Below are 23,316 nucleotides of genomic sequence, written 5' to 3'. Positions count from 1 at the left end.
GCAGTCGTTTGTAAGAGCGTGAGCGGGAATTTAAAGAGGGTGCCCTCTGTTTGATGACAATGCTGAAAGAGCAAGAAAAAATAGAAAAGCCGAAGAGGCCAGTATATAAGAGCGTGATAGGCTTTGTCTGGAAAGTCTTCTTCCTGGGTTTCGCCTTTGTGCTGGGGTACCTGCTGAGTGTGGACAATAACCTGTTCTACCTTTTTGGCTCCTCGCCAAGCCTCGACAGGCTGGAAAACCCCCGGTCTGATATGGCCTCTGAACTCTATACTTCAGACGGGAAACTGATTGGGAAGTACTTTAAGGAAAACCGCAGCCCCATAGGCTACGACAGCTTGTCGCCTATGCTTATCAAGGCATTGGTTGCCACAGAAGATATCCGCTTTTACGAGCATTCCGGCATTGACCCTGCCGCCATTATGTCGGCTGTTTACGGCAGCTTACAGGGCGACGCCCGCGGCGCCAGTACCATTACCCAGCAACTGGCCAAGAACCTCTACAAAACACGTACTGCGGATACAAAAGGTGTATTGGGGCATATACCAGGGGTAAGCCTTATCATCGCGAAGACAAAGGAATGGCTGACTGCCATTAAGCTGGAGCAGCGCTATACCAAAGAAGAAATCCTGGCGATGTACCTGAACACAGTGGATTTCGGTTCTAACTCTTTTGGTATAAAGGTCGCCTCCAAGACTTTCTTTAATACTTCACCTGATAGCCTGAAAACAGAGCAGGCGGCCGTGCTGGTAGGACTGCTGAAAGCTCCTACCTATTACAGTCCCAGGTTTAATCCGGAAAATGCCACAAGCCGCCGCAATACTGTGCTGGGGCAGTTAGCCAAGTATGATTTCATCACGGCTGCCCAGGCAGACTCTTTGAGCCAGCTACCCCTGGTGCTGGAATACAAGGTAGAAAATCACTATGATGGCCCTGCCACCTACTTCAGAGGTGCCGTGGCAGATTACCTGAAAGAGTGGACGAAGGAGAACGGCTATGACCTATACCGCGACGGGCTGAAGGTATACACGACTATTGACTCCAGGATGCAGGCCCATGCAGAGGAGGCGATGGAGGAGCACATGCGTACACTCCAGCGTCGTTTCGATAACCATTGGGAGGGCAAGAACCCCTGGGTGGATGCCAAAGACCGCGAAATACCCGGCTTTATAGAAGAAACCATCAAGCGTACTGATTATTACAAGCGTTTGAAGGAAAAGCATGGGAATGATGAGGCTGCCATCAACAAAGAGCTGAACACCCCGCGCGAGATGATGGTGTTTACTTGGGACAATGACTCTCTGGAAAAGAAGGTGACAATGAGCCCGCTGGATTCGCTGGCATATTACAAGCATTTCCTGCATGGCGGCATGATGACGATGGACCCTTTCTCTGGCCATGTAAAAGCCTGGGTCGGTGGCATTAACTTCAAATACTTTAAGTACGACCACGTAAAACAGGCACGTCGCCAGCCCGGTTCTACCTTTAAGCCATTTGTGTATGTGGCCGCCATTGATAACGGCTATTCTCCCTGCGACAAGATTGTGGACCAGCGTATCACTATCAACTATGTAGAGAACGGGAAGAAGATGGACTGGTCGCCAACCAATGCCGACTGGGAGTATACCGGTGCGCCTATGACATTGCGCCGTGCCATGGGTAAATCAGTAAACTCGGTAACAGCGCAGCTCACCGAGCGGGTAGGATGGGAGACAGTAGTGAAGTATGCTCACCGCCTGGGTATCACGAGTCCGCTGCAGGAGGTGCCTTCCATTGGCCTGGGCCCAAGCGATGTTTCTATTTTCGATATGGTGGGCGCCTACAGCACTTTTCCCAACCAAGGCTTTCATACAGAACCCATGTTTATTACCCGTATCGAAGACCGAAATGGAAACCTCATACATCAGTTTGTGCCGAAGCAGAAGAAGGTGCTGAGCGAAGAAACTGCTTTCCTGATGATGCATATGCTGAAAGGGGGTATTGAAGAGCCAGGGGGCACTTCGCAGGCGCTGTGGGAGTATGACCTTTGGAATGGCAATGAGATAGGCGGTAAAACCGGTACCACCTCCAACCACTCTGACGGTTGGTTTATGGGTGTTACGAAGGATTTAGTGACTGGTGTATGGGTAGGCGGTGAAGACAGAAGCATTCACTTCCGTACATCGCAGTTAGGCGAGGGGTCTAAAACAGCTTTGCCTGTGTTTGGCCTGTACATGGAGAGAATCTATAAGGACAAAGACCTTGGCTATACTAAGGGCCGCTTCCCGGGGCCAACCGTTGAAGTAAGCAAAAAGTACAACTGCACCACAGTGCTGCCAAAGCAGGTGGAGCCGGATTCAACTGCACTGGATGAGATGCTGGAGCTACTGAATGTGGGAGGCAATATTCTATAGCACCACCTGAGCGGAATAGTATAAAACGGAAGGGCCTGCTATTTGTAGCTGGCCCTTTCGTTTAGATTATGAAGTGGAAAAATTTTCTATCGCACCTTCTATCCCGAAATTCTTCAACCGTTTTCAAACCGGGAGAACTCCTTCATCTTTTGTCTTTATTCTTTTGTCCTTTAGTAAATGTTTACCCATTCGCATTCTTCTCATAAAAAGACTCCAGGGCCTCTTCTAAATAGTTATACTCAAAGGTAAAGCCGGTTTGTAACACTTTGTTGGCGCTTACACGCTGGCCTGTCAGTACCACATCGCTCATTTCCCCCATCATCAGGTTAATGGCAAAGGCAGGCACCTTGGGCAGCACGAGCGGCTTCTTCATCGCTTCTGCCAGTTCTTTCATAAACTGCTTGTTTGTAACAGGGTGCGGTGCCACAGCATTATATACTCCTGCAAACTGTGGGTCTTCTATGGCGCTTATAAACAGGCGGCAGGCGTCGTCCAAGTGTATCCAGGACATGTACTGTTTGCCAGAGCCTAACGGAGCGCCAGCCATCATCTTTACAGGTCTTGCCATCTGCGGTAGAGCGCCACCTTTGGTGCTTAACACAATGCCTAGCCGCATGATAACGGTGCGTAAGCCAAGCTCGTGCATCTGCCAGGCAGAAGCTTCCCAAGATTGACAAACATCAGCCAGAAAATCGTCACCGGCAGTGCTTTCCTCAGACATCAACTGGTCGCCGGAGTCGCCGTAAATGCCAACGCCCGATGCAGAGATAAACCCTTTTACGTGGTGCTCTGAACTTTTCATGGCGTTGTAAAGCAGGTTAGCGCTTTTTACTCGGCTGTTGATGATTTCTTTCTTGCGGTCTTCTGTCCATTTATCAGATGCCAGACTGGCTCCTGCCAAGTGAACAATATAGTCAGCGTAGGTAATGGCGTTCTCATCGATAGTGCCTTCCTTCACATCCCATTTAAAAGTCTTATAGTTGGAGACCTTATCAGGGTTTCGGCTCAGGTGGGCTACTTCATAGCCCTGGTCGATCAACATCTCTGAAAGACGCATACCGACTAATCCCGAACCACCTGTAATTAATATTTTACCAGACATAATAATTATTGAGCATGTTTAGGCATTGCTTCTCCTATACGCAATACAGGTATATTTAAGTTTTTTAATATTGCTTAGGAGTTAAATAAGGGGCTTAATTGCTAAAGCCAGTGGTGCAAGGTGAGGAATTAACTCTTGCTGCGAATGTGTCCTAAGAATTCAGTGCGGTATTCCTGCTGGTCAAAAAGGCCGGAATACTCTGCAGTTATCGTACTGCTGCTTACATCGCCTACGCCACGGCTCATCACACACAGGTGGTCCGCTTCAATCATCACAGCCACATTCTCTGTCTGCAGGGCCTGCTTCAGTTCATTGGCTATCTGCATCGTCATACGTTCCTGCACTTGTGGGCGTCGGGCATAGTAATGTACAATGCGGTTCAGTTTGGAGAGGCCAATGACGTGTTCATTGGGAATGTAGGCAACGTGTGCTTTCCCGATAATCGGCACAAAGTGATGCTCGCAGGAAGAATAAACTGTTATATCGCGCTCCACCAGCATTTTATGATACTTGTACTTGTTCTCGAAACGGCGCGCCACTGGCTTGTTATCCGGGTGCAGACCGCTGAAAATTTCATTAACGTACATTTTGGCTACGCGGAGCGGTGTACCTTTCAGGCTGTCGTCTGTTAAGTCGAGGCCCAAAGTGTGCATGATCTCGTGGAAGTGCCCTTTGATGATCTCGACTTTCTCTGCGTTAGAGAGGTCGAATGCATCAGAGCGCAGGGGAGTATCCAGCGAACTCATCACGTGGTCATCCATTGCCTCCTCGTCTCTGTCTATATCTATATCTTTGTTGTGGTTATCCATTGTATTCCACAAAGTTTCTTTCTGTTTCATAAAGTGTTACGGCTAATTCATACTCAGTGCTGATGTTCGTGCGAAGCTTTTCCCATATTACCACTGCTATATTCTCTGCGGTTGGGTTCAGGTCCCTGAATTCCTCTGTGTCAAGGTTCAGGTTCTTGTGGTCAAACTTATCCACCACTTCCTGTTTTACGAGATCGCTCAGCTTTTTGAGGTCGTACACATAGCCTGTTTCAGGATTCACGGCACCAGTCAGCTTCACATAAAGCTCATAGTTATGGCCGTGGTAGTTGGGGTTGTTGCACAGGCCGAACACTTTAGCGTTTTTTTCATCGGTCCAGGCAGGGTTGTGGAGCCTGTGGGCAGCATTAAAATGTTCTTTTCGGCAAATGGTTACTTTCATAGTGTTTCCAACAACAACAGCTGTATGTTTGTTCGGCGGCAGGGCAAAACCATTTTAGACTGCGGAAGCCATAAGTTTACAAAGTTAATGTACCTACCTAGAAACCCAAACCAATTTCAGGTGAAATTAATTTCGCATGCACACACACTTTCTCCACCTGATTACTTATTTTAGAGGTGGGATTAAAGATAAATAGTACAATAAAGCCGTAGTTGATGAGAAGAATTATACTTGTAGTGTTTTTACTGATTTCGGGAATTTGCCAGGCACAAATGGTGCAGGTTGTGGAAAAAGAGCAGGAGGTAAATGGGGTAATCAGGCGTGGACAGCAGCTTTCGGTGCATATAGACACTAAAACAACCGAGAAAGCCTGGAAAGACTACCTGAGCAAAAAAGCTGGACGAGTAAAAAGCAGCAAGGGTGTTTTAACAGTAGAAGGTGCTGTTATTGATACAATTTCGAGCACTCCGTTACGGGTAATTTCACTGGTTGGCAGCAATGCACAGGGCAGTAATATCTGGTGGACCCTTGATATGGGCGTGGCGTATGTGGACAAAGATGCCACACCAAAGGAGCATGCCGCTGCCGAAAGCTTTCTGCGCGGCTTTGCCCGCAAGCTGTACCGTGAGGATGTGTTGCGCCAGATAAATGAAGCGGAGGAAGTGCTGCGCGCCACCAAGTCGGAGCAGGATAGGGTAGTGAAGGAGGCTAACAGCATCCAGAGTCAAATTGATAAAAACAGGCAGCGGAAGCAGGACCTTGAGGCTGAACTGGTACGAAACGCCGAGGAACTGAAACAGCTGGAGCTGAATGTGGAGCACAATGTGAAGCAGCAGGAAGTCAGCCGGCAGCAGGTGCAGGATATGGAGAAGTCGGTAGAAGCGGTAAGAGATAAGCTGAAGGCGATAAAGTAAATTTTATTCAAGTCTAAAGGAGTGCACCCGCTATACTTGCAAATATAGCGGGTGCGCTGATTTTATCATCTTGGGAGGATCATGTTGGCTAGTAGCTAAAGCTTGATATATGCTGTTTTGGACATCTATGTCCGAAACCAAACTGTCGGGGACATCCTTGTCTCCGTTTCTTAAATTACCGGGTCAAACCATCCCTAACCCCTCCTGGAGGTACAGGGGCCCCCTTTAGAGTCCAAGGCGGGGAATCTGCTGCTTCAGCTAGCTGAAGACTTGTTTCATTGATGAGGCTTTCGATACCTTACAATTTCATCCAGCGCTGAATTTCTTTGTCTGCAAATTTTTCGTCGCGCCAGCATACGAAGCTTGTTCGGGCGGCGGGGTTGTAGTTGGCGAACCAGTTTTGTAAAATGGTTTTAACAGCGGGATACTCTTTGCTGAGGGCGACGTAGTTGGTAGCGTCAATGCGGCGCTCGCTGGGCCTTGCCGGTACGGCCACCACAATGTGCTGCAGTTCTCCGGCTGTTTCCAGCTGTATCAGCCCCACAGGTACCACTTCTGCCACAGCACCTGTCTCTAATCGTTCTGAAAGTACCAGTATTTCCAAACCTTTGCCGTTGCGGTCTATTTCTGTGGATGGGATAAAGCCGAAGTTGGCAGGATAGGGCAGGAAGTCGATTACGCGGTCCATGTCCGCATCCTTATCGTTTACAAACTCCTTCTTTTTACGGCTATACACCAGCTTGTGGTTGCTGCCAGCGGGTGTCTCTATTACCGCCTGTAGCTGCTTTTTGCCATTGTAGGCAGGCAGTTCGGCATAGTCTGTTTGGCAGGAGAAAAGCAGCAGTGCGAGCAGGGGCAGGTATAGGTTTATGTAGCGTCTCATCATTTGCTTTATTGATTTAGGATACTACAAAGATAAGCAGCCTGTGCCGGAGAGGAAAGTAAAGGTATAGCCTGTAACAAACACATAGCAATAAAAAAGAGGAGCCGACGTTAGTCGGCTCCTCTTTCACTAAAACTATCGTAATTATGAAAACAGGTATTTTTATCTTCTTTCTTTGATACGAGCAGCTTTACCCTGCAGACCTCTCAGGTAGTACAGTCTGGCTCTTCTTACTTTACCTCTTCTTACTAAGTCGATTTGCTCAATAGATGGAGAAAGCAAAGGGAAAATACGCTCTAATCCGATCTGGTTAGATACTTTTCTTACAGTGAAAGTCTCGCCGTTAGTATTAACGTTCTTACGCTGTATAACTACGCCCTGGAACTGCTGGATACGCTCTTTGTTACCCTCACGGATTCTTACGTGTACGTTTACAGTATCGCCCGCCTGGAAGGTTGGGAAAGAGGCACGCTTGTCTGTAGATTCCTGCTCAAAAAATTTAATTAATTCGCTCATGATGGCTATGTTCTTAAAGTATCTTCTTCAAATTTCGGACTGCAAAGATATGTAATTATTTCTTACATAAGAATATCTGCAGAAAAAAAATATAATTTTTAGCTACCTTTTCCCTATGACTGTAAGGCTCGTAGCTCTAAAAGCCTCGCAGCAGTGTTTATTTTGCTACTTTAGTCGTCCAAAAGGTCGGGGCGGCGCTGCTTTGTGCGTTCCACCGCTTGCTCAAAACGCCACTCCTCAATCTTCGGGTTGTTTCCGGAAAGCAGTATCTCCGGCACCTGCATGCCTTTATATTCCGCTGGCCGGGTATAGACAGGCGGAGCCAGCAGCCCATCCTGAAAAGAATCCGTCAGCGCCGAAGACTCGTCATTCAGCACACCGGGTATAATACGGATAATGGCATCTGCCAGCACAGCCGCACCCAACTCACCACCTGACAGCACATAATCGCCGATGCTGATTTCGTGGGTCACAAAGTGTTGCCGCACGCGCTCATCCACGCCTTTGTAATGGCCACACAAAATAACTACGTTCTGCAGCAGCGAAAACTGATTTACGGTTCTTTGGTTCAGCGTCTGTCCGTCTGGCGTCATATAGATGATGGCATCATACGTCCGCTCCGCCTTTAGTTCGGACAAGAGCTTGTCAATTGGTTCAATCATCATCACCATGCCCGCACCTCCTCCAAAGGCATAGTCATCTATCTGGCCGTGTTTGTTCACGGCATACTTGCGCAGGTCATGAACGTGGATTTCCACAAGTCCTTTTTGTTGCGCACGTTTTAAAATAGAATGGCTGAAGGGGCTGTCCAACAGGTCTGGCTGGCAGCTGATGATGTCGAAACGCATTATTGTTGTTCTTCCGAATCGTCTTTATCGTCGGCTTCGTCTGGGCCACCCGGCTGGGTATATACTTCCAGCAGGCCTTCCGGCATGTTCACGTGCAGTTGCTTTGTCTCGTGGTCTGCGCGCAGAAACACCTCGTCAATCACCGGCACCAGCATCTCCTGGTTCAGGTACTCCATGGCCATTAGCTGCTGTTGGGGCAGGTCGTAAAATTCCTTCACAATACCCAGTGGGCCATAGTTCTGGTCTACAACTTGGTATCCGATCACATCATGGAAGTAGAATTGATCATCTTCCAGTTCCGGCAGCTCATCGAGGGGCAGGTAAACAGCAGTGTTGCGCAGCGCTTCGGCCTGTTCGATGGTTTTGATGTCCTCGAACCGGATGATAAAGCGGCCTTTTTGCACCGGCTCCATGGTGTCTATAAAAAAAGGAATCAGTCTTCCCTTTTGCTCAAGGAAAACTGATTCCAAATCTTCATAATCCTCGGGGTAGTCTACATCAAAAAACGCGACCACTTGTCCCTTGGTGCCATGGGTTTTGACGATAAAGCCTAACTGAAAGCAGTCATCAATGTTCATGGCAGTATAATTTATGCTTGCTCTTCCGGAGTAGCTTCGCCTTCGGCAGCAGGTGCCTCCGGAGCTTCTTCTTCTGCAGCAGGAGCAGGAGCGTTGGCAGCCGCTTTCTCAGCCTCACGCTGACGGATAGCCTCGGCACGCGCTTCTTTCACTTTTGTTTCAGCATCAAAAGCAGCTTTTTTGGCAGCCTCTTTAGCAGAACCAACAGTCTGGCGCTTGTCCTCAATTTTAGATTGCTTCGCTTCTTTCCACTCTGCCAGACGAGAATCAGCAGTATCCTGAGAAATAGCACCTTTGATAACACCAATTTGCAGGTGTCTTCTGTAAAGTACGCCAGTGTAAGAAAGCATTGCCTTTACAGTGTCAGTAGGCTGTGCACCGTTCATTAACCACTGAAACGCCTTGTCTTCGCTGAAGTCAATAGACGCAGGGTTAGTGTTCGGGTTGTAAGTACCCAGTTTCTCAATGAACTTACCATCACGTGGTGATCTTGCATCTGCTACTACAATATCATAGATAGCTGATTTTTTGCGGCCTCTGCGGGCCAGTCTGATTTTTACTGCCATTTTGTATATAAAATTTATGTCGGCGGATCCCGTCCGCCAGTTTTTAGAACCGCAAAGGTAAGAATTTATATGTTAATAATTACAAACTTATCTGAATTTAGTGCGGCGTATGCGCCAGAATTTCAGTTGCGTAGCATCAGTAGCGAAGCTTTTACTTTAAACTCACAAACCACCTGCTCCTACACAAAAGAAGCCCTCCGTTGCAGGAGGGCTTCTTAATTTATACAGTTAAGCTGCGGTCTTTGCTTTTTGCTCTTGTTGCTGCTTTCACCTTTGCTGGTTTCAGTTTGATGACGTGGAGCTTGTTCAGTGTCCAGATAATTGGCCAGGTTGGGTCTACTTCCCACCACTTCACGCCGAAGTTCACGCGGTTAGGCAGCTTGTGGTGGTTGTTCTGGAACAGTTCACCGCCTGTCAGGAAGTCGAAGAAAAGCGAATTTCTTGATTTATCGTTGTTGTCGAAGTTCTGATAGCCATACTTGTGGCCGCTCCAGTTTACAATAGCACCGTGTATAGGCCCCATCAGGAAGTGGATGGGCAGCAGCAGGAACATCCACCATTGTGTCGCGAAGGCAATATAAAACAACACGTAAAACACGCCCCATCCTATTCTGGAGTAGTATGAGTCGCCTACTTTTTCTAGTGCAGGCCATACCGGGTAATCGCCTTCAAAGCGACGCTCTGCCTCCACACGGTTATGCAGTACGTTGTTATAAATTTCTTTTGTCTTCCACATCATCGTGAACGCATTGTTAGAGAAATGCGGTGAGTGTGGGTCGCGCTCCGTGTCAGAGAAAGCGTGGTGCATGCGGTGCAAAATAGCATAAGCACGCGGCGAAAGGAAAGACGAGCCCTGCGCCAGGTAAGTCAGCAGGTAAAAAGCCTTCTCCCAAAACGGGTTCATCGTGAACATTTTGTGAGCGGCATAACGGTGCAGGTAAAAAGTCTGCGCGAAAAGCGACAGATACCAGTGCACTACTAGGAAAATGAGTACGGCCATTAATTTATGAATAATGATGATTATTTAAGTCTGCTGTAAGGCTGGTTGCCATAACCGGGCCATGCACTTTTGCAAATTTACAACACGAATCGAATGTAAAATAGAGAAGAGGGGGTAAAAGTTCAGAAAAATGATTAAAATCATTTTTTAATATTGTCTACAGTTGCCGGAAAGGTGCCCAGGTGGCATTCTGTGGCGGCAGAGCACTTACTGTTACAGGTGTTTTGAGCGTAGGATGTTCAAACTGCAACTGGCGCGCATGTAGGGCGATACTCTTATCTGGCAAGGGCTGCGGAGCCCCATACTTAAGGTCACCCAGAATAGGGCAGCGCATGGAAGCAAGTTGCACCCGTATCTGGTGCGACCTTCCTGTGATGGGGTTTACCTCCAGCAGATACTTGTTCTGCTGCGCACTCAGGAGCTTATAGTTCAGTTCGGAGCGCTGTCCGCTTTTGTTTTCCTTGGCGTAAGCCTTCGTGATGTTTTTAGCGCTGTCTTTTACAAGCCAGTGCACCAGTGTTCCCTCTTCCTGTGCCGGCCTGTTCTGCACCACGGCCCAGTATGTTTTTTTTGTTTTCTTGCTCCTGAAGAGTTCATTGAGGCGGGCCAGGGCTTTTGAGGTTTTGGCCAGCAGTATCACGCCGCTTACGGGTCGGTCGAGGCGGTGCACCACGCCTATAAATACATTGCCCGGCTTGTTATACTTCTCTCTTATATATTCCTTGGCCAGGTCAGCCAGCGTGGTGTCGCCTGTCTCATCACCGTGCACCAGCAGCCCTGCAGGTTTGTTCACCGCCAGCACATGGTTATCCTCATATAAAATTTCCAGCATCATGATGGGGCAGGGCAGACCAAACGTTAAGAAAGAGCAGTCCTGATTTCAATGAAATAACTCTCTAACTCTTTAACTTAATACGCTTCCTTCTCGTTCGGAAAGTCCAGGCTCTTCACGTCTTTGATGTAGTTGATCACAGCATCTGTCATAATGGTGTGCAGGTCGGCGTAGCGGCGCAGGAAGCGGGGTTTAAATTCTTTGTTGATGCCCAACATGTCGTGCACTACCAGTACCTGCCCGTCCACATTTGGCCCGGCACCAATGCCTATGATTGGGATTGTCAGCGTCTCCGCCACGCGCTTGGCCAGTTCCGAAGGTATTTTCTCCAGTACAATGGCAAAGCAACCCAGTTCCTGCAGCAGCTGTGCATCCTCCATAAGCTTCTGTGCCTCCGCGTCTTCCTTGGCGCGTACGGTATAAGTGCCGAATTTGTAGATAGACTGCGGCGTGAGCCCCAGATGGCCCATCACCGGCACGCCTGCACTCAGAATGCGGGTAACCGACTCCTTTATTTCGGCACCGCCTTCCAGCTTTATACCGTGCGCCCCGGACTCTTTCATAATGCGGATAGCGGAACGCAATGCCTCGGAGGAGTTGCCCTGGTAAGATCCAAACGGCAGATCTACCACCACAAAAGCCCTGCTAACGCCCCGCACTACAGAGGAAGCATGGTATATCATCTGATCCAGCGTAATGGGCAGTGTTGTTTCGTGGCCTGCCATCACGTTAGAGGCAGAGTCGCCCACCAGCAGCACATCTGTGCCGGCAGCATCCAGGATGGTCGCCATCGAGAAATCATACGCGGTGAGCATCGATATCTTTTCGCCGCGTTCCTTCATGTTCTGCAGCTGGTGCGTAGTTATTTTCTTTACGTCGCTTTTATGAACAGACATAGTTGATACAGGTTTAGGCTGTAAAGCTATAAAATCTAAAAACAAAAACAGCCACTTTTGGGGTGGCTGTCTTGCATTCTTATCTGTAGAGCCCGGAGCCTCTGCTTCTCTTTGTAAGCTTCAGGTCGCGCAGGAGCGCTGAGCGGGCGTTAATAGTGATGTTGTAGCCCCGCATGATTCCGAAAGGAACCCAGCCGATGCTCATGTCCCAGCAGTGCAGGTCGCGGTGGATGTTTATATTGGCGTGCGCAATGTTATTGTTTACGAAGTCGTATTGAGCATTATAAGATAGCTGCCACATCTCCGTTAAGCCCAGGGTGCCATTCATGCCAAAGGTCTGTCTGATGTCTACAATGTTGGTAAGGCCACGGTTGTAAGACAACGTATAATCCAGTGCCAGTGTCCATGGAATTTTAAAATCAATATAGCTAGGCAGCAAAGGGTCTATGTCCTGCTGCAGGGCGGGCAGGTTAGTAGGAGAGGTAGTCTCCGTTTTTCTTGCTGTCGGGTTCAGGTTGGTGCGCAGGTTCAGGTTTGCAGTGGTTACCCTTGCCAACCGGAGCTTTGTAATGTCGAAGTAATATTCGTCTACTCTTCTGGAAACACCTGCATTATTGGTGTTAATTCTGTAAGGGTCAAAGCTTGAGGCTAGGGTAACATCCACCAGTTTAAAGAGGCGGGTGTTCATCGTGAGGCGGATAGGGGCAAGTTTAAAAGAGTCTGCCGCAAAGTCGTAGCCGGAGCTTAGTCTCAGGTTGTTAATGAGTGTCACCTTTTCGAACTTGGTCTCTGCGGTATCCGTTTTGGAGCGCACCTTCATCTCGATGTTGTTGTCTATGGAAAAACCCATCGCACTGCTGAGGGAGGAGCCTGGCACCCCGGTTCTAAAACGCGGCAGTGTTTGGTACAGCGGCAGGTTAGTCGTTGGTTCTGCCCCGACTAATACATCCTGATAGAAGCCAAAGCGGGCATCGCCAAAGTCAGGGCGGTAGTTGTAGCTGATACTTGGCCTGATAAGGTGGCGGATAGCTTCCACGCGTTTTCCTTTGATATAGGCGGTACCGTAAATAGTGGTATTGAGCGAGGCGCCTGCGGCATACTGATACACCCGGCCAAAGTTTGTGGTGTCAATATCTACTCTCTGAGCATCCGGGTCAAAGCTGAACGTGTACTTCTCGTCAAGCCATGTCTCGCCATAGCTTACACTCGGTGAAAAGTTAAAGAAGCGGAAAACTTTATAGTTGCCAAGGCCGATGCTCAAATTGTGGTTGGCTTCCCTTCTGCCGTTTTCCCAGAGTTCCTGCAGGTTGTTAAAGTTTAAGGGAATAGTGTCAGCTACTGTTTCGCCAATTAATCTATTGCTGCTCAGCCCTGGAAAAGAGCGTGCAGGAAGAAAGTTTGAGATTTCGTTACGGGCCCGCACGTTATAGCCAATCGTGAAGTTTTCGTACCAGGCACCGGTAGAGGGCGCATCACTGAAAAGTTCGTAAAGGGTTACCGTCGTCATACTCAAACTCAGGTCAGGAAGCACGAAATTCATCCTGCCGGTGGTGGTGTTCTGGTCTTGGCGCGCGTTTATAGTATAGCTGAACGGTGAGTTCGGGATCGTCTTCTGGTACGATATAGAAGAGTTGAATGATGGCGACAGGTAATTGGCCGTATTAGTATAGTTTACGCGCTGGTGCAACTGGCTACCTGCCCGCACATTGGCTGAGAAACGGCCGCGGCCAGGCTTCTGCACCGGCGTGTGCGACCAGTTTATCCAGAAAGTGCGTTGTGACTCCGGCAGGACATTGTCATTTGTTGACCTGGCCCTGTAGGCTATGTCCGCCTCGTCGTTCTTTAAATAATTGTAGTCAAAGCCGAACGACCCTCTGTAGCTGTAGCGCTTTACATAATCTGTTTTGGTATCTACGTTATACCCGCCCAGCGAGTAAATGTCTGCCTGTACCAGCGTACCGATGTAGTCGTTCCAGGCAAAGTAGTAGCCAAGGTCCTGCAGGTAAAAGCCCCGCGTGTTTTCCCCGAAACTGGGCACCTGTATACCCGACGACCTTTTTTGCGTCTTAGGGGTTGGGAAGAGGCCGAACAGAAAGCCCAGTGGCGTTGGTATATCCCCAATAACGAGGTTAAACGGACCCGACATCACCTTGTCGTTCGGAATCACTTTGAATTTTTGGGAGCCGATGTAAAAGTGCGGGTGCTCCAGGTTACAGGTGGTATAGCGGGAATGTAACCCGAAGAACTCGTTATTTTCGTTTCTTTTTACCACCTCCGCATGTATATAACCCTCCCCCTGCTGCGTTACTACTTCAGAAATGCGCCCCCGCCTGCTTTTATAGTTGTAGGCAATGCGTTTAGCTGCGTAGGTTTCGCCTCCGTCTGTAAACACAGGTACACCCACCTCTTTTCCGGTTGAGTCGGTGAGGGTGGTAGCCGTAAGCATATTGGTTTCGTAGTCTATTTCAATATAAGCGGCCTCCATCGACATGGTGCCGTAGTTAATCTTGGCATCACCGTAGAGGTATACCACCTCTCGCTCTACGTCAAATAGGATGGAGTCTCTGGCAGCATATTTGATTGTTGTTGCGATATCCCCGCTCGGAGCGGAGAGTGCTACAGAGTCCGGTGCGGAGAGGGCTGCAGAATCTGGTGCGGCAAGCGTGGTATCCTGCCCTGCAACAGGTGTTTGCTGCAATACCTGTCCCTCCACCAGCAAAGGCGTAAGCAAGGCGAAAGGCAGCAGCAGTAAAAAAATTAAAAAGTGGCGCAAATCTTCAGAGTTCCCTAAAAGTTTACTTATTTTGTACAAAGTTATTGTTTAACTTTTAACTAACGAAAGTTGTGAAAAATATTGTTGTAGTTTCGTTTCTGGCTATCGTTTTGCTGCTCTGTTCTTCCAATACACTGGAATTTAAGAGAAATTATAAACTGCGTACGGTAGTAATTGATGCAGGGCATGGAGGGAAAGATGTGGGGTGTAACGGAAAGATGTCGCATGAAGCTGATGTTGCCCTTAAACTCGCCCTACAGGTAGGCGCGCTCATTGAGCAGAACCTGCCCGATGTAAAAGTAGTCTATACCCGCAAGGATGATAACTTTGTTGAGTTGATAGACCGCGCCGGCATTGCAAATAAGAACAACGCCGACCTGTTTATCTCCATTCACCTAAACTCCGGGCCTGCCACAGCCTACGGTACAGAAACCTATACCATGGGTATTCAGAAGTCTGAAGGCAACCTTTTGGTAGCCAAGCGTGAGAACGCTGTGGTTTTGCAGGAGGATAACTACAAGGAAAACTACAGCGGCTTTGACCCGAACTCGCCGCAGAGCCACATCCTGTTCACATTGCACCAGAGCGCCTATATCGACAACAGCCTTCGCTTTGCCGATAAGGTTGAGAGCGAGTTCCGCACCAGGGTGGGGCGTAAAAGCCGGGGCGTGAAGCAGGCTCCCTTTTTAGTGCTATGGAAGTCTTATATGCCGAGTGTGCTTATTGAGTGCGGATTCCTGACAAATCCTGAAGAAGAGAAATTCCTTAACGATAAAACCGGGCAAACGTATATGGCATCAGGGATATACCGGGCCTTCAAAGAATATAAGAAGGAACTGGAAATCATGAACTAATACTAAACGCTCTTACGTGAAGATTTCTAAAGAAGTAAAAGTAGCCTTATTAGCTATAGCAGCCATTGTTATCCTGTACTTTGGCTTTATGTTTCTGAAAGGCTCTGACATATTCTCCGACACCAACTCCTATTATGTGGTGTATGACAATGTGGACGGTCTGTCAACGTCTAACCCCGTGATGCTGAACGGCATTAAGGTAGGAACGGTACAGGAAATGGTTTTGCTGCCAGACCAGGGGAACCACATACAGGTACAGTTGGATGTATTGAAAGAATTAAATATAGGGGACTCTACCATTGCGGCTCTCGCTAACTCTGACCTTTTAGGCGGGAAGGCAATCAGGCTTTACTTGGGTAACAGTACCACGTTGTATGATGGCGGCGAAAGACTGATAGCCTATGAGGAGAGTAGCATAGCGGACATCATATCTACTAAAACGGTACCGGTAATAGATAAAGTAGATACCACACTTGCCCGCGTGAACAGGATGCTGGAAAGCGAAGCAAAGGGCAATGTGGAGGATATTCTGGCTAACACAAAGGCTACCACCGCGGCCATCAACGAGATACTTCGGGCTAACCAAGAGAATATAAACCAGATAACTTCTAATATTAGCGCGCTTACGGCTTCTCTGCAGCAGACAGAACGCAACATTAATAGGCTAGCCCTTAACATGGCTGATATCACAGACACGCTGAAGCAGTTGGAGATTACCCAACTGGTGCAAAATGCGAATAGCGCTGTGGCAGAGCTGGATGCAGTTGCTACTAAGCTCAACACCAGCCAGGGCACAGCGGGGAAACTAATAAACAACGAGGCGCTGTATGAAAACCTGAACAGCTCTACGGCAGCACTCAATGCGCTGCTGCGCGATATACAGGCTTATCCGAAGCGTTATGTGAATTTCTCTGTTTTTGGCCGCAAAGACAAGTATAAAGTAGATGAAACAGGCCGTGTGGTGTCTCTGGAAGATGTAAAAGAGATGCAGGAGCAGAACCCGGAAGAATTCCGGACAGTGCCTGACACAGTGTATGTACCGGTACCTGCGGTGCCGGTTATAGGAGCAGGGGCTTCTGTACAACCTGCCAAAGCCAATTCGGTAAAAGCGAATTAAATCTTCAGGACTAAAAATTGTATATTTGTAAAATCCGCTTTTAAGGGCGGATTTTTCTTTTTACGCTGTCAGTTCTACACCACAAAAAAGCCTGCATGGATATTGAATTCAACAAAAACGAAGATGCATTAAAGCAACTGGTATACCAGTTGAAAACAAGACTTAACAAAGTATACCAGGGAGGAGGAGAAAAACGCATCCGCAGAGAGCACGAGCAAGGCAAAATGACTGCACGCGAGCGCATCAGCTACCTGCTAGACAATGACACAGAATTTCTTGAGGTGGCTGCCTTTGCCGGAGAGGGCATGTATGAAGAAGTAGGTGGCTGCCCTAGCGGAGGCGTAATAACAGGTATTGGGTACATCAAGGGCCGGCAATGCGTGGTGGTAGCTAACGATGCCACCGTCAAAGCAGGTGCCTGGTTCCCTATCACAGCTAAAAAAAACTTGCGGGCACAGGAAATCTCTATCGAAAACAAGCTCCCGATTGTATACCTCGTGGATAGTGCCGGCGTTTTCCTGCCCATGCAGAATAAGATCTTCCCGGATAAAGAGCACTTTGGCCGCATGTTCCGAAACAATGCTGTGATGAGCTCGATGGGCATTGTGCAGATTGCCGCTATTATGGGCAGCTGCGTGGCGGGTGGTGCTTACCTGCCCATCATGAGCGACGAGGCCCTAATTGTGGAAGGCACAGGTTCTGTGTTTCTGGCGGGTTCGTATTTAGTGAAATCGGCCATCGGCGAGACTATTGACAACGAAACCCTGGGCGGTGCGACCACCCACTCCGAAATATCCGGTGTTACCGACTATAAGTGTAAGAACGATCAGGAGGCGCTGGACCATATCCGCAAGATTTTCGACAAGATGGGCGAGAATCCTAAAGCGGGCTTTAATCGCGCTGCGCCTGCTGCTCCAAAGCTGAACGAACAGGAAATATATGGCCTGCTGCCAACCGACCGTGCGAAGCCCTACGATATGATGGATATCATTTACCGACTGGTTGATGACTCCGAGTTTGAGCCCTATAAAGAACTTTTCGGGCAGACGCTAATCTGTGGCCTTGCCCGCATCGACGGTTGGTCGGTGGGTATTGTGGCGAACCAGCGTAAAATTGTAAAGAACAAGAAAGGAGAGATGCAGATGGGTGGCGTGATATACTCCGACTCTGCCGACAAAGCCGCGCGCTTTATCATGAACTGCAACCAAAAGAAGATTCCGCTGGTGTTCCTGCAGGACGTGTCCGGGTTTATGGTTGGCAGCAAATCCGAGCATGGCGGCATTATAAAAGACGGTGCCAAAATGGTGAGCGCAATGGCAAACTCAGTGGTGCCGAAATTCACCATCCTGGTAGGCAACAGCTATGGGGCTGGCAACTACGCCATGTGCGGCAAAGCTTACGATCCGCGCCTGATTTATTCCTGGCCAACGGCCCAGTTAGCCGTAATGAGCGGGGCCGCAGCTGCTAAAACACTGCTGCAGATACAGGTATCATCTTTAAAAGGCAAAGGGGAGGAGATAACTCCAGAGGCCGAGGCAGAGCTATTAGAGCGCATTACAAATAAGTATAACGAAGAGCTGTCGCCGTACTACGCAGCCGCCCGCCTGTGGGTGGATGGCATCATCGAACCACTGGAAACACGGAAAGTAATTTCGATGGGAATTGAGGCCGCCAACCACGCTCCAATCGAGAAACGGTACAATGTGGGAGTAATACAGACGTGATTAGTTGGTGAAGTATCTGAATTAATGAAGTAAAAACCGGAATCAGGTGGTTACCTGCCGTACAATTTAAAGAAGAAAATAAGAGTACAAGGGTAAGACACTGCATTTTACCTCTGTGTACTTCATACAGCGCATAGGCTGAATTTAAATATTGAATTTTTATATAGGAGCGTATAGTGACGAAGAAAGAAATAAAGGCGATGATCTCGTTGTTGGAGGATCATGACAATGAGGTGGCGCAGCACGTGGAGCAGCGGATCGTGGCGTTGGGAGAGGGGATAATACCCTTTTTGGAGGAAGAGTGGGAAGAGACGCTTGACTCAGACCTTCAGAAAAAAATAGAGGATCTGATACACAACCTGCAGTTTGAAGGATTGCATGCCAGGCTCAAAGTATGGAAAGAGAGCGGAGCAGAGAACCTGCTGGAGGGCATGTGGCTCGTGAACTCTTATATGTACCCGGATGTAGAATTCGCCGATATTTCCAGAACAATGGATCAGCTTTACTTTGATGCCTGGACACACATGAAGGACGAGATGCATCCGTATGACCAGGTAAAGTCGCTGAACAACGTGCTGTTCCGGGAAAAACGCTTTTCGGCAAATACTAAAAACTTTCATTCGCCGGCAAATTCCATGCTGCACCTGGTGCTGGAGTCAAAGCGTGGAAACCCACTTACACTGTGCGTTATTTATATGACGCTGGCACAGCGGCTAGGGATGCCGGTATTCGGTGTAAACCTGCCTAACCTGTTTATCCTGACTTATAAGATGGATGGGGTGCAGTTTTACATCAATGTGTACAACAAAGGGCTCATCCTTTCTAAGGCAGACATAGACAATTATATCCTGCAGCTTAACCTGAACCCGATTGACATTTTTTATGAGCCCTGCGCTAACTTAGACATTATAAAGCGGGCGCTGCGTAATCTGGCCTTTTCGTTCGAGAAGATGGATGACCTGGAAAAGGCGACTGAAGTAACCAAACTGCTCGCGGCTATTACAGATGAAGATAATCCTGTATAAACTGAACCTATATAAAAGAAGAAGGCAATCTATCACTAGATTGCCTTCTTCTTTTATATAGGTTCAGAAATTAATATTTCTTAATTAAACAACCTGTAGCGCGCTTTTCAAGAGTAGCAACGGTCTTATTCGCCAACACCGAATCAATCACACTTCTGAGATAGTAGTTCTTCACGCCACTCTCCACCTGCGGGTTATCGTCTATAGCGCCCTTATACTTCAGCACAAAGCCATCGGCGGTGTTGTGCAGCACAAATACCTCAGGCGTTTTGGTGGCGCCAAACTGCCTGCTCACTTTCTGTCCTTCATCAGCTAAATAAGGGAAACTGTAGTTCTTGGCAGCCATTGCCTCCAACGTCTCGCTTCCGTCACCTACTCCCGGATTCACAAAAACAAACTGCACGCCCTGGTTGGCATAGGTGCTAGCCAGCGTAACCAGCCGGTTTTCGTACAATTTTGCATAGGGGCATTGGCTGTTCGTAAACACCAGTACCACGGTTTTGGCATTGGTGAAATCAGACAAAGAAGCAGTTTGGTTGTTGCTGCCCTTCAGTGAGAAGTTCGTCACTTTATCGCCCAACTGATAGCCTCCAGACTGAGCAAAAGCACCAACTGAAAGGAACAAGGCTGTAGCAAGAGAGGCTAAATGTTTCATATACCAGAATTTAAGTTGTTGTCCTTTATTCACTGTCGATGCAGTAGGTAAGCACGTGTTCTTGTATGGTGTCGTGATGAATCTGGTACAATTTAGAAAAATTTTCGATTTGCACACGACCCAGCAGCACATTTGATTCTGAACCCGGACTTACCAGCAAATTATCTTTCAATACCAGCTTTTTACGGCTGTACAATTTGTACAATGTTTCTTTGGCGCTCCAATACAGGCAGGTAATTTTTTCGTCGGATGCAGTACATTGCTTTTCCGCTTCTGTCAAAAACTTGTCTGCTACGCGCAGCGCCTTTGGGCTTATTAGTTCAATATCTATGCCAACCTGATGCCCTGAAAGTATAGCGGCGGCTAAGTGTGGCGAGTGTGTAATAGATACGTGCAGGGGCTGGTCCGGAAAGTAGGGCCTGCCATTCTCATCGCGCGCCAGCACCAGCGGCTCTGCTGTAAAATACCGCAGCAACTGATACACCAGCACCCGGCTGGCCAGCCACTCCTGTTGCCGCTTGGGGTGTACCTTGCCTGCCATGGCGCTGACATCGGCATGTGGCGGCAGCAGGACTCGTAAATCCTGTACTGGCTCCTGTAGCTGCCAGATGCCTAGCCAGGTGTTTGAGTTTAACTGTTGGGTAAGCAGAAGGGACATAGCTGAAAAGGTATGGTGGCGGTGGTTTTATACCTGCGGGCACCGCAGGTTCGCCGTATTTGTTGTAAATTTAGCTAAAATAAGAAATTATACAGCGTTACGGTACCACAGCGTTACAGCAATATGGCCAGTAAAGTACAAGTCCAAAAACTGAGCACCCTCACCGGTCACCGCGACTGTGTATATACCCTGGAGCGGTCGGGGGAGGAGCATATCTTCTTTTCGGCTGCCGGCGATGGCATGGTGGCAGCCTGGGACCTGAACAACCCAGAGAACGGGGAGCTGATTGCGAAAGTAAACACCTCCGTATATGCGCTCCGTTATGTGGCAGACCGGAACCTACTGCTCATAGGGCAAAACCAGGAAGGGCTGCAGGTAATTGATTTAAAGGATAAGAAAATACTGAAATCGGTACCACTCCCCAAAGTGGCCATCTTTGATATTGCCTACATTCCGGAGCTGCAAAAGATATTTGTAGCCATGGGCAACGGTGCCGTTGGCGTAATTAGCAGCGACACGTTTGAACTGCAGACCATTGTCCGGAAAACAGACCAAAGCGCCCGCAGCCTGGCCTATAACCCGCAGACGCAGGACCTGGCCATCGGCTACAGCGATAACGTGATACGAATATTTGATGCTGGTGCGATGGAACTGAAGCACGAACTGGCCTCCCACGCCAATTCCGTGTTCACCGTGGCTTATTCACCGGATGGCAAGCTATTGCTTTCAGGGAGCCGCGATGCCCACCTGCGGGTATGGGAGGTGGAGCAAAACTACAAAGAGCGTGGCTATACCATTGCACACATGTATACCATCAATCATATCACTTATAGCCCCGACGGACGTCATTTTGCCACCTGCAGCATGGACAAGTCCATTAAAGTCTGGGATGCCGAGACCTTTAAACTGCTGAAGGTGATTGATAAAATCCGGAATGCCAGCCACGGCACGTCGGTGAATAAATTATTTTGGTCGGCTCATCAGAATCAGTTAGTTTCGTGTAGTGACGATCGCACCATTTCGGTTTGGGATATTAAACAGGTTGAGTTATGAAGATTACACCATTAGAGATCAGACAAAAAACGTTTGAAAAGGCTTTCAGAGGGTTAGACAAGGATGAGGTAAATGCCTTTTTGATGACGCTCTCGCAACAGTGGGAAAAGTTACTGGATGAGAACAAGGACTTGCGCATGAAACTGGACGCTTCGCACCGCGAGACCCAGAAACTGCGTGAGGTGGAATCTTCGCTCTACAAGACGCTTAAAACGGCTGAAGATACTGGTAGCAGCATTGTGGAGCAGGCAAATAAATCGGCGGAGCTGAAAGCCCGCGAAGCCGAGTTGAAGGCAAATGAACTACTCAACCAGGCCCGCAACCAGGCCCGCCAGGTGCTGGAGGAAGCTACAAAGCAGTCAGAAAAACTGATAGCCGAAATGAAGCAGGAAGTGAAAGTGCTGGAGCAGGACTACCAGCGCATGGAAGGCCACCTGGACACGATGGTGCGTGACCTGAAGAACCTGGCCAACGAAGCCCTGGAAAGAGCTGAAAAGACAAAGGCAAAACCTAAAACCAATACACAGAGTATTCTTTCAAGAGTTGCTGACGTAAAAATCGAAAGCGCCGAGCTACTGAAAACCTTGAAAGAAATGGAAACAACAACCGAAGCAAAGCCATACCAACTGGCAGAATCTACGGCAGCCAACGCGCCTGTAGCCATCAGCAACAGCAACGGGTATCACCCGTTGGGCGACCCTGCGCCAGACGTAACGCAGCCGCAACCAGAGATTCCAAGCCCGATTGAGCCAATGGTACCCAACGTGCCTTCTCCGGAAATTGAGCCAGTGCAGCCGGATTATCCCGGACGTGTACCTGCTCCGGACATTGAGCAACCCATACCGGACATTGAGCCAGTGCAACCAGAAAAACCTGAAATTCAGCCTCCACTTACTGAGCCGTCACGCAGTTATGCTACCAGTGGTGCCAGTGCTGTAAAGCAAACTGCAACCGCCGGATCTTTCTTTGATGAAATAGGCTAAACCATACGTATGGGACAGATTGCGCTGGAGGGCATGGAGTTTTTTGCTTTCCATGGCTATTATGATGAGGAGCAGAAAATCGGCAATAAGTACGGCATCGATCTGATTATAGATGCTGACCTGCGCCGCGCCGCTGAAAGCGATGACCTGCATGAGACAGTGAACTACGAGGTGCTGTATAAACTGGTGCTGACTGAAATGAAGTCTCCTGCCCGTTTGCTTGAGCACCTGGGGCACCGCATCATTGATAGAGTATATGAAAGATTCCCTTTTGTAGCTTCTGTTAAAGTGAACGTATATAAGTTCAACCCACCCCTCGGTGGTATTTGCCAATGGGCAAAAGTTAGTTTAGAAGAAGCGAGGTAATAGGGACAAAGGATTTTCTGAAGATGGACAAATGACTTTCGCCCTGACTTTCCTAAGATGAAAAGCGGCTGGTTCTGAAAAGAGCCAGCCGCTTTTCATCTTATAGCTCCCACTGCCTTTGAAAGTGTATGAAGTTGAAGATAAATAAAGTTATTCTCGTTCCTTTTATCTGGAAAAAGGGGATGAACTGTGCACACCTGTCAAAACAAAAAAACGCCGGCAGAAACTGCAGGCGCTTTCCATATATAATTAAGTTGTTTGTTTCACAATATTACGAGACAGTTGTAAGTCACATTCCGGAATAAGTATGGTCATGACAAGAACTGGCAGCAGCACCTCATGTTAGAAATGAAAAGTCTTTCGTCTTGTGTCCT

General features: G+C 48.4%; 23 protein-coding genes. 9 read left to right on the top strand and 14 right to left on the bottom strand.

The features are described 5' to 3' along the window. Positions 1 to 59: 59 nt before the first annotated feature. Positions 60 to 2,390: a penicillin-binding protein 1A gene (locus E1919_RS12930; RefSeq protein ID WP_237144328.1), complete on the top strand. Its 2,331-nt coding sequence runs from the start codon at positions 60 to 62 to the stop codon at positions 2,388 to 2,390. A 181-nt stretch (positions 2,391 to 2,571) separates the two neighbouring features. On the opposite strand, the gene E1919_RS12925 is transcribed toward E1919_RS12930, so the two are convergent. The 3 genes from E1919_RS12925 to E1919_RS12915 all read right to left on the bottom strand — a co-directional run bounded on the left by E1919_RS12925 (position 2,572) and on the right by E1919_RS12915 (position 4,701). Then, complete coding sequence (locus E1919_RS12925) at positions 2,572 to 3,492, bottom strand: TIGR01777 family oxidoreductase (protein WP_162053818.1); 921 nt, start codon at positions 3,490 to 3,492, stop codon at positions 2,572 to 2,574. 128 nt (positions 3,493 to 3,620) lie between these two features. Then, entirely contained in the window at positions 3,621 to 4,331 is a 711-nt protein-coding gene (gene folE / locus E1919_RS12920; RefSeq protein ID WP_237144326.1) for a GTP cyclohydrolase I FolE, read from the bottom strand. Next, a complete protein-coding gene (locus E1919_RS12915; RefSeq protein ID WP_115563529.1) occupies positions 4,294 to 4,701 on the bottom strand; it encodes a 6-pyruvoyl trahydropterin synthase family protein in 408 nt (135 codons plus the stop codon). Before E1919_RS12915 ends, folE begins: the two co-directional genes overlap by 38 nt. 215 nt (positions 4,702 to 4,916) lie before the next feature. Between E1919_RS12915 and E1919_RS12910 the strand changes: the two genes are divergently transcribed. After that, the gene (locus E1919_RS12910; RefSeq protein ID WP_162053817.1) at positions 4,917 to 5,615 is read left to right on the top strand and encodes a DNA repair ATPase; all 699 of its coding nucleotides are present in this window, start codon (positions 4,917 to 4,919) and stop codon (positions 5,613 to 5,615) included. 298 nt (positions 5,616 to 5,913) lie between these two features. Here the strand turns inward: E1919_RS12910 and E1919_RS12905 are convergent, their stop codons facing one another. The 9 genes from E1919_RS12905 to E1919_RS12865 all read right to left on the bottom strand — a co-directional run bounded on the left by E1919_RS12905 (position 5,914) and on the right by E1919_RS12865 (position 14,507). After that, the gene (locus E1919_RS12905; RefSeq protein ID WP_162053816.1) at positions 5,914 to 6,501 is read right to left on the bottom strand and encodes an inorganic diphosphatase; all 588 of its coding nucleotides are present in this window, start codon (positions 6,499 to 6,501) and stop codon (positions 5,914 to 5,916) included. A 159-nt stretch (positions 6,502 to 6,660) separates the two neighbouring features. Next, positions 6,661 to 7,014, bottom strand: coding sequence for a 50S ribosomal protein L19 (gene rplS, locus E1919_RS12900; RefSeq protein WP_115563533.1), 354 nt, complete (start codon positions 7,012 to 7,014; stop codon positions 6,661 to 6,663). A 170-nt stretch (positions 7,015 to 7,184) separates the two neighbouring features. Next, positions 7,185 to 7,862 carry a tRNA (guanosine(37)-N1)-methyltransferase TrmD gene (gene trmD / locus E1919_RS12895; RefSeq protein ID WP_162053815.1) on the bottom strand — a complete coding sequence of 226 codons (678 nt, stop codon included), beginning with the start codon at positions 7,860 to 7,862 and terminating at the stop codon, positions 7,185 to 7,187. Beyond that, positions 7,862 to 8,440 (bottom strand): ribosome maturation factor RimM, encoded by a 579-nt coding sequence (gene rimM / locus E1919_RS12890; protein WP_162053814.1) that lies wholly within the window; start codon positions 8,438 to 8,440, stop codon positions 7,862 to 7,864. Before rimM ends, trmD begins: the two co-directional genes overlap by 1 nt. Positions 8,441 to 8,451: 11 nt before the next feature. Further along, entirely contained in the window at positions 8,452 to 9,006 is a 555-nt protein-coding gene (locus tag E1919_RS12885) for a 30S ribosomal protein S16 (RefSeq protein ID WP_162053813.1), read from the bottom strand. Between the two features lie 220 nt (positions 9,007 to 9,226). Continuing rightward, complete coding sequence (locus E1919_RS12880) at positions 9,227 to 10,006, bottom strand: acyl-CoA desaturase (protein WP_162053812.1); 780 nt, start codon at positions 10,004 to 10,006, stop codon at positions 9,227 to 9,229. Positions 10,007 to 10,163: 157 nt separating this feature from the next. Beyond that, positions 10,164 to 10,841: an RluA family pseudouridine synthase gene (locus tag E1919_RS12875; RefSeq protein ID WP_162053811.1), complete on the bottom strand. Its 678-nt coding sequence runs from the start codon at positions 10,839 to 10,841 to the stop codon at positions 10,164 to 10,166. A gap of 74 nt (positions 10,842 to 10,915) precedes the next feature. Beyond that, positions 10,916 to 11,734: a 3-methyl-2-oxobutanoate hydroxymethyltransferase gene (gene panB, locus E1919_RS12870; RefSeq protein ID WP_162053810.1), complete on the bottom strand. Its 819-nt coding sequence runs from the start codon at positions 11,732 to 11,734 to the stop codon at positions 10,916 to 10,918. A gap of 79 nt (positions 11,735 to 11,813) precedes the next feature. Then, positions 11,814 to 14,507, bottom strand: a complete 2,694-nt coding sequence (locus E1919_RS12865; RefSeq protein ID WP_162053809.1) for a putative LPS assembly protein LptD — start codon at positions 14,505 to 14,507, stop codon at positions 11,814 to 11,816. Between the two features lie 71 nt (positions 14,508 to 14,578). Between E1919_RS12865 and E1919_RS12860 the strand changes: the two genes are divergently transcribed. From E1919_RS12860 to E1919_RS12845, 4 genes are all read left to right on the top strand, one after another. Continuing rightward, positions 14,579 to 15,361 (top strand): N-acetylmuramoyl-L-alanine amidase family protein, encoded by a 783-nt coding sequence (locus E1919_RS12860; RefSeq protein ID WP_162053808.1) that lies wholly within the window; start codon positions 14,579 to 14,581, stop codon positions 15,359 to 15,361. A 16-nt stretch (positions 15,362 to 15,377) separates the two neighbouring features. After that, on the top strand, positions 15,378 to 16,478 hold the full coding sequence (locus E1919_RS12855) for an MlaD family protein (RefSeq protein ID WP_162053807.1): 1,101 nt from the start codon (positions 15,378 to 15,380) through the stop codon (positions 16,476 to 16,478). A gap of 95 nt (positions 16,479 to 16,573) precedes the next feature. Next, positions 16,574 to 18,202, top strand: a complete 1,629-nt coding sequence (locus E1919_RS12850) for an acyl-CoA carboxylase subunit beta (RefSeq protein ID WP_162053806.1) — start codon at positions 16,574 to 16,576, stop codon at positions 18,200 to 18,202. A gap of 176 nt (positions 18,203 to 18,378) precedes the next feature. Continuing rightward, positions 18,379 to 19,227, top strand: a complete 849-nt coding sequence (locus E1919_RS12845) for a transglutaminase-like domain-containing protein (protein WP_162053805.1) — start codon at positions 18,379 to 18,381, stop codon at positions 19,225 to 19,227. Positions 19,228 to 19,297: 70 nt separating this feature from the next. Here the strand turns inward: E1919_RS12845 and E1919_RS12840 are convergent, their stop codons facing one another. Together E1919_RS12840 and E1919_RS12835 are read right to left on the bottom strand one after the other, a co-directional pair. After that, complete coding sequence (locus E1919_RS12840; RefSeq protein WP_162053804.1) at positions 19,298 to 19,882, bottom strand: thioredoxin family protein; 585 nt, start codon at positions 19,880 to 19,882, stop codon at positions 19,298 to 19,300. Positions 19,883 to 19,907: 25 nt separating this feature from the next. Further along, positions 19,908 to 20,540, bottom strand: coding sequence for a 4'-phosphopantetheinyl transferase family protein (locus E1919_RS12835; protein ID WP_162053803.1), 633 nt, complete (start codon positions 20,538 to 20,540; stop codon positions 19,908 to 19,910). Positions 20,541 to 20,663: 123 nt separating this feature from the next. Here E1919_RS12835 and E1919_RS12830 point away from each other — a divergent pair, with 123 nt between their 5' ends. The 3 genes from E1919_RS12830 to folB are packed head-to-tail and all read left to right on the top strand — an operon-like array spanning position 20,664 to position 22,942. Beyond that, complete coding sequence (locus E1919_RS12830) at positions 20,664 to 21,593, top strand: WD40 repeat domain-containing protein (protein WP_162053802.1); 930 nt, start codon at positions 20,664 to 20,666, stop codon at positions 21,591 to 21,593. Further along, entirely contained in the window at positions 21,590 to 22,576 is a 987-nt protein-coding gene (locus E1919_RS12825; RefSeq protein ID WP_162053801.1) for a DivIVA domain-containing protein, read from the top strand. Before E1919_RS12830 ends, E1919_RS12825 begins: the two co-directional genes overlap by 4 nt. 9 nt (positions 22,577 to 22,585) lie before the next feature. Further along, positions 22,586 to 22,942: a dihydroneopterin aldolase gene (gene folB, locus E1919_RS12820; RefSeq protein WP_162053800.1), complete on the top strand. Its 357-nt coding sequence runs from the start codon at positions 22,586 to 22,588 to the stop codon at positions 22,940 to 22,942. The last annotated feature ends 374 nt before the right edge of the window (positions 22,943 to 23,316 follow it).

This window comes from Pontibacter pamirensis, assembly GCF_010015475.1.
Classification (GTDB): Bacteria; Bacteroidota; Bacteroidia; order Cytophagales; family Hymenobacteraceae; genus Pontibacter; species Pontibacter pamirensis.
Note: the sequence above shows the minus strand (reverse complement) of the source record. Positions and strands in the feature narration are given on the sequence as shown.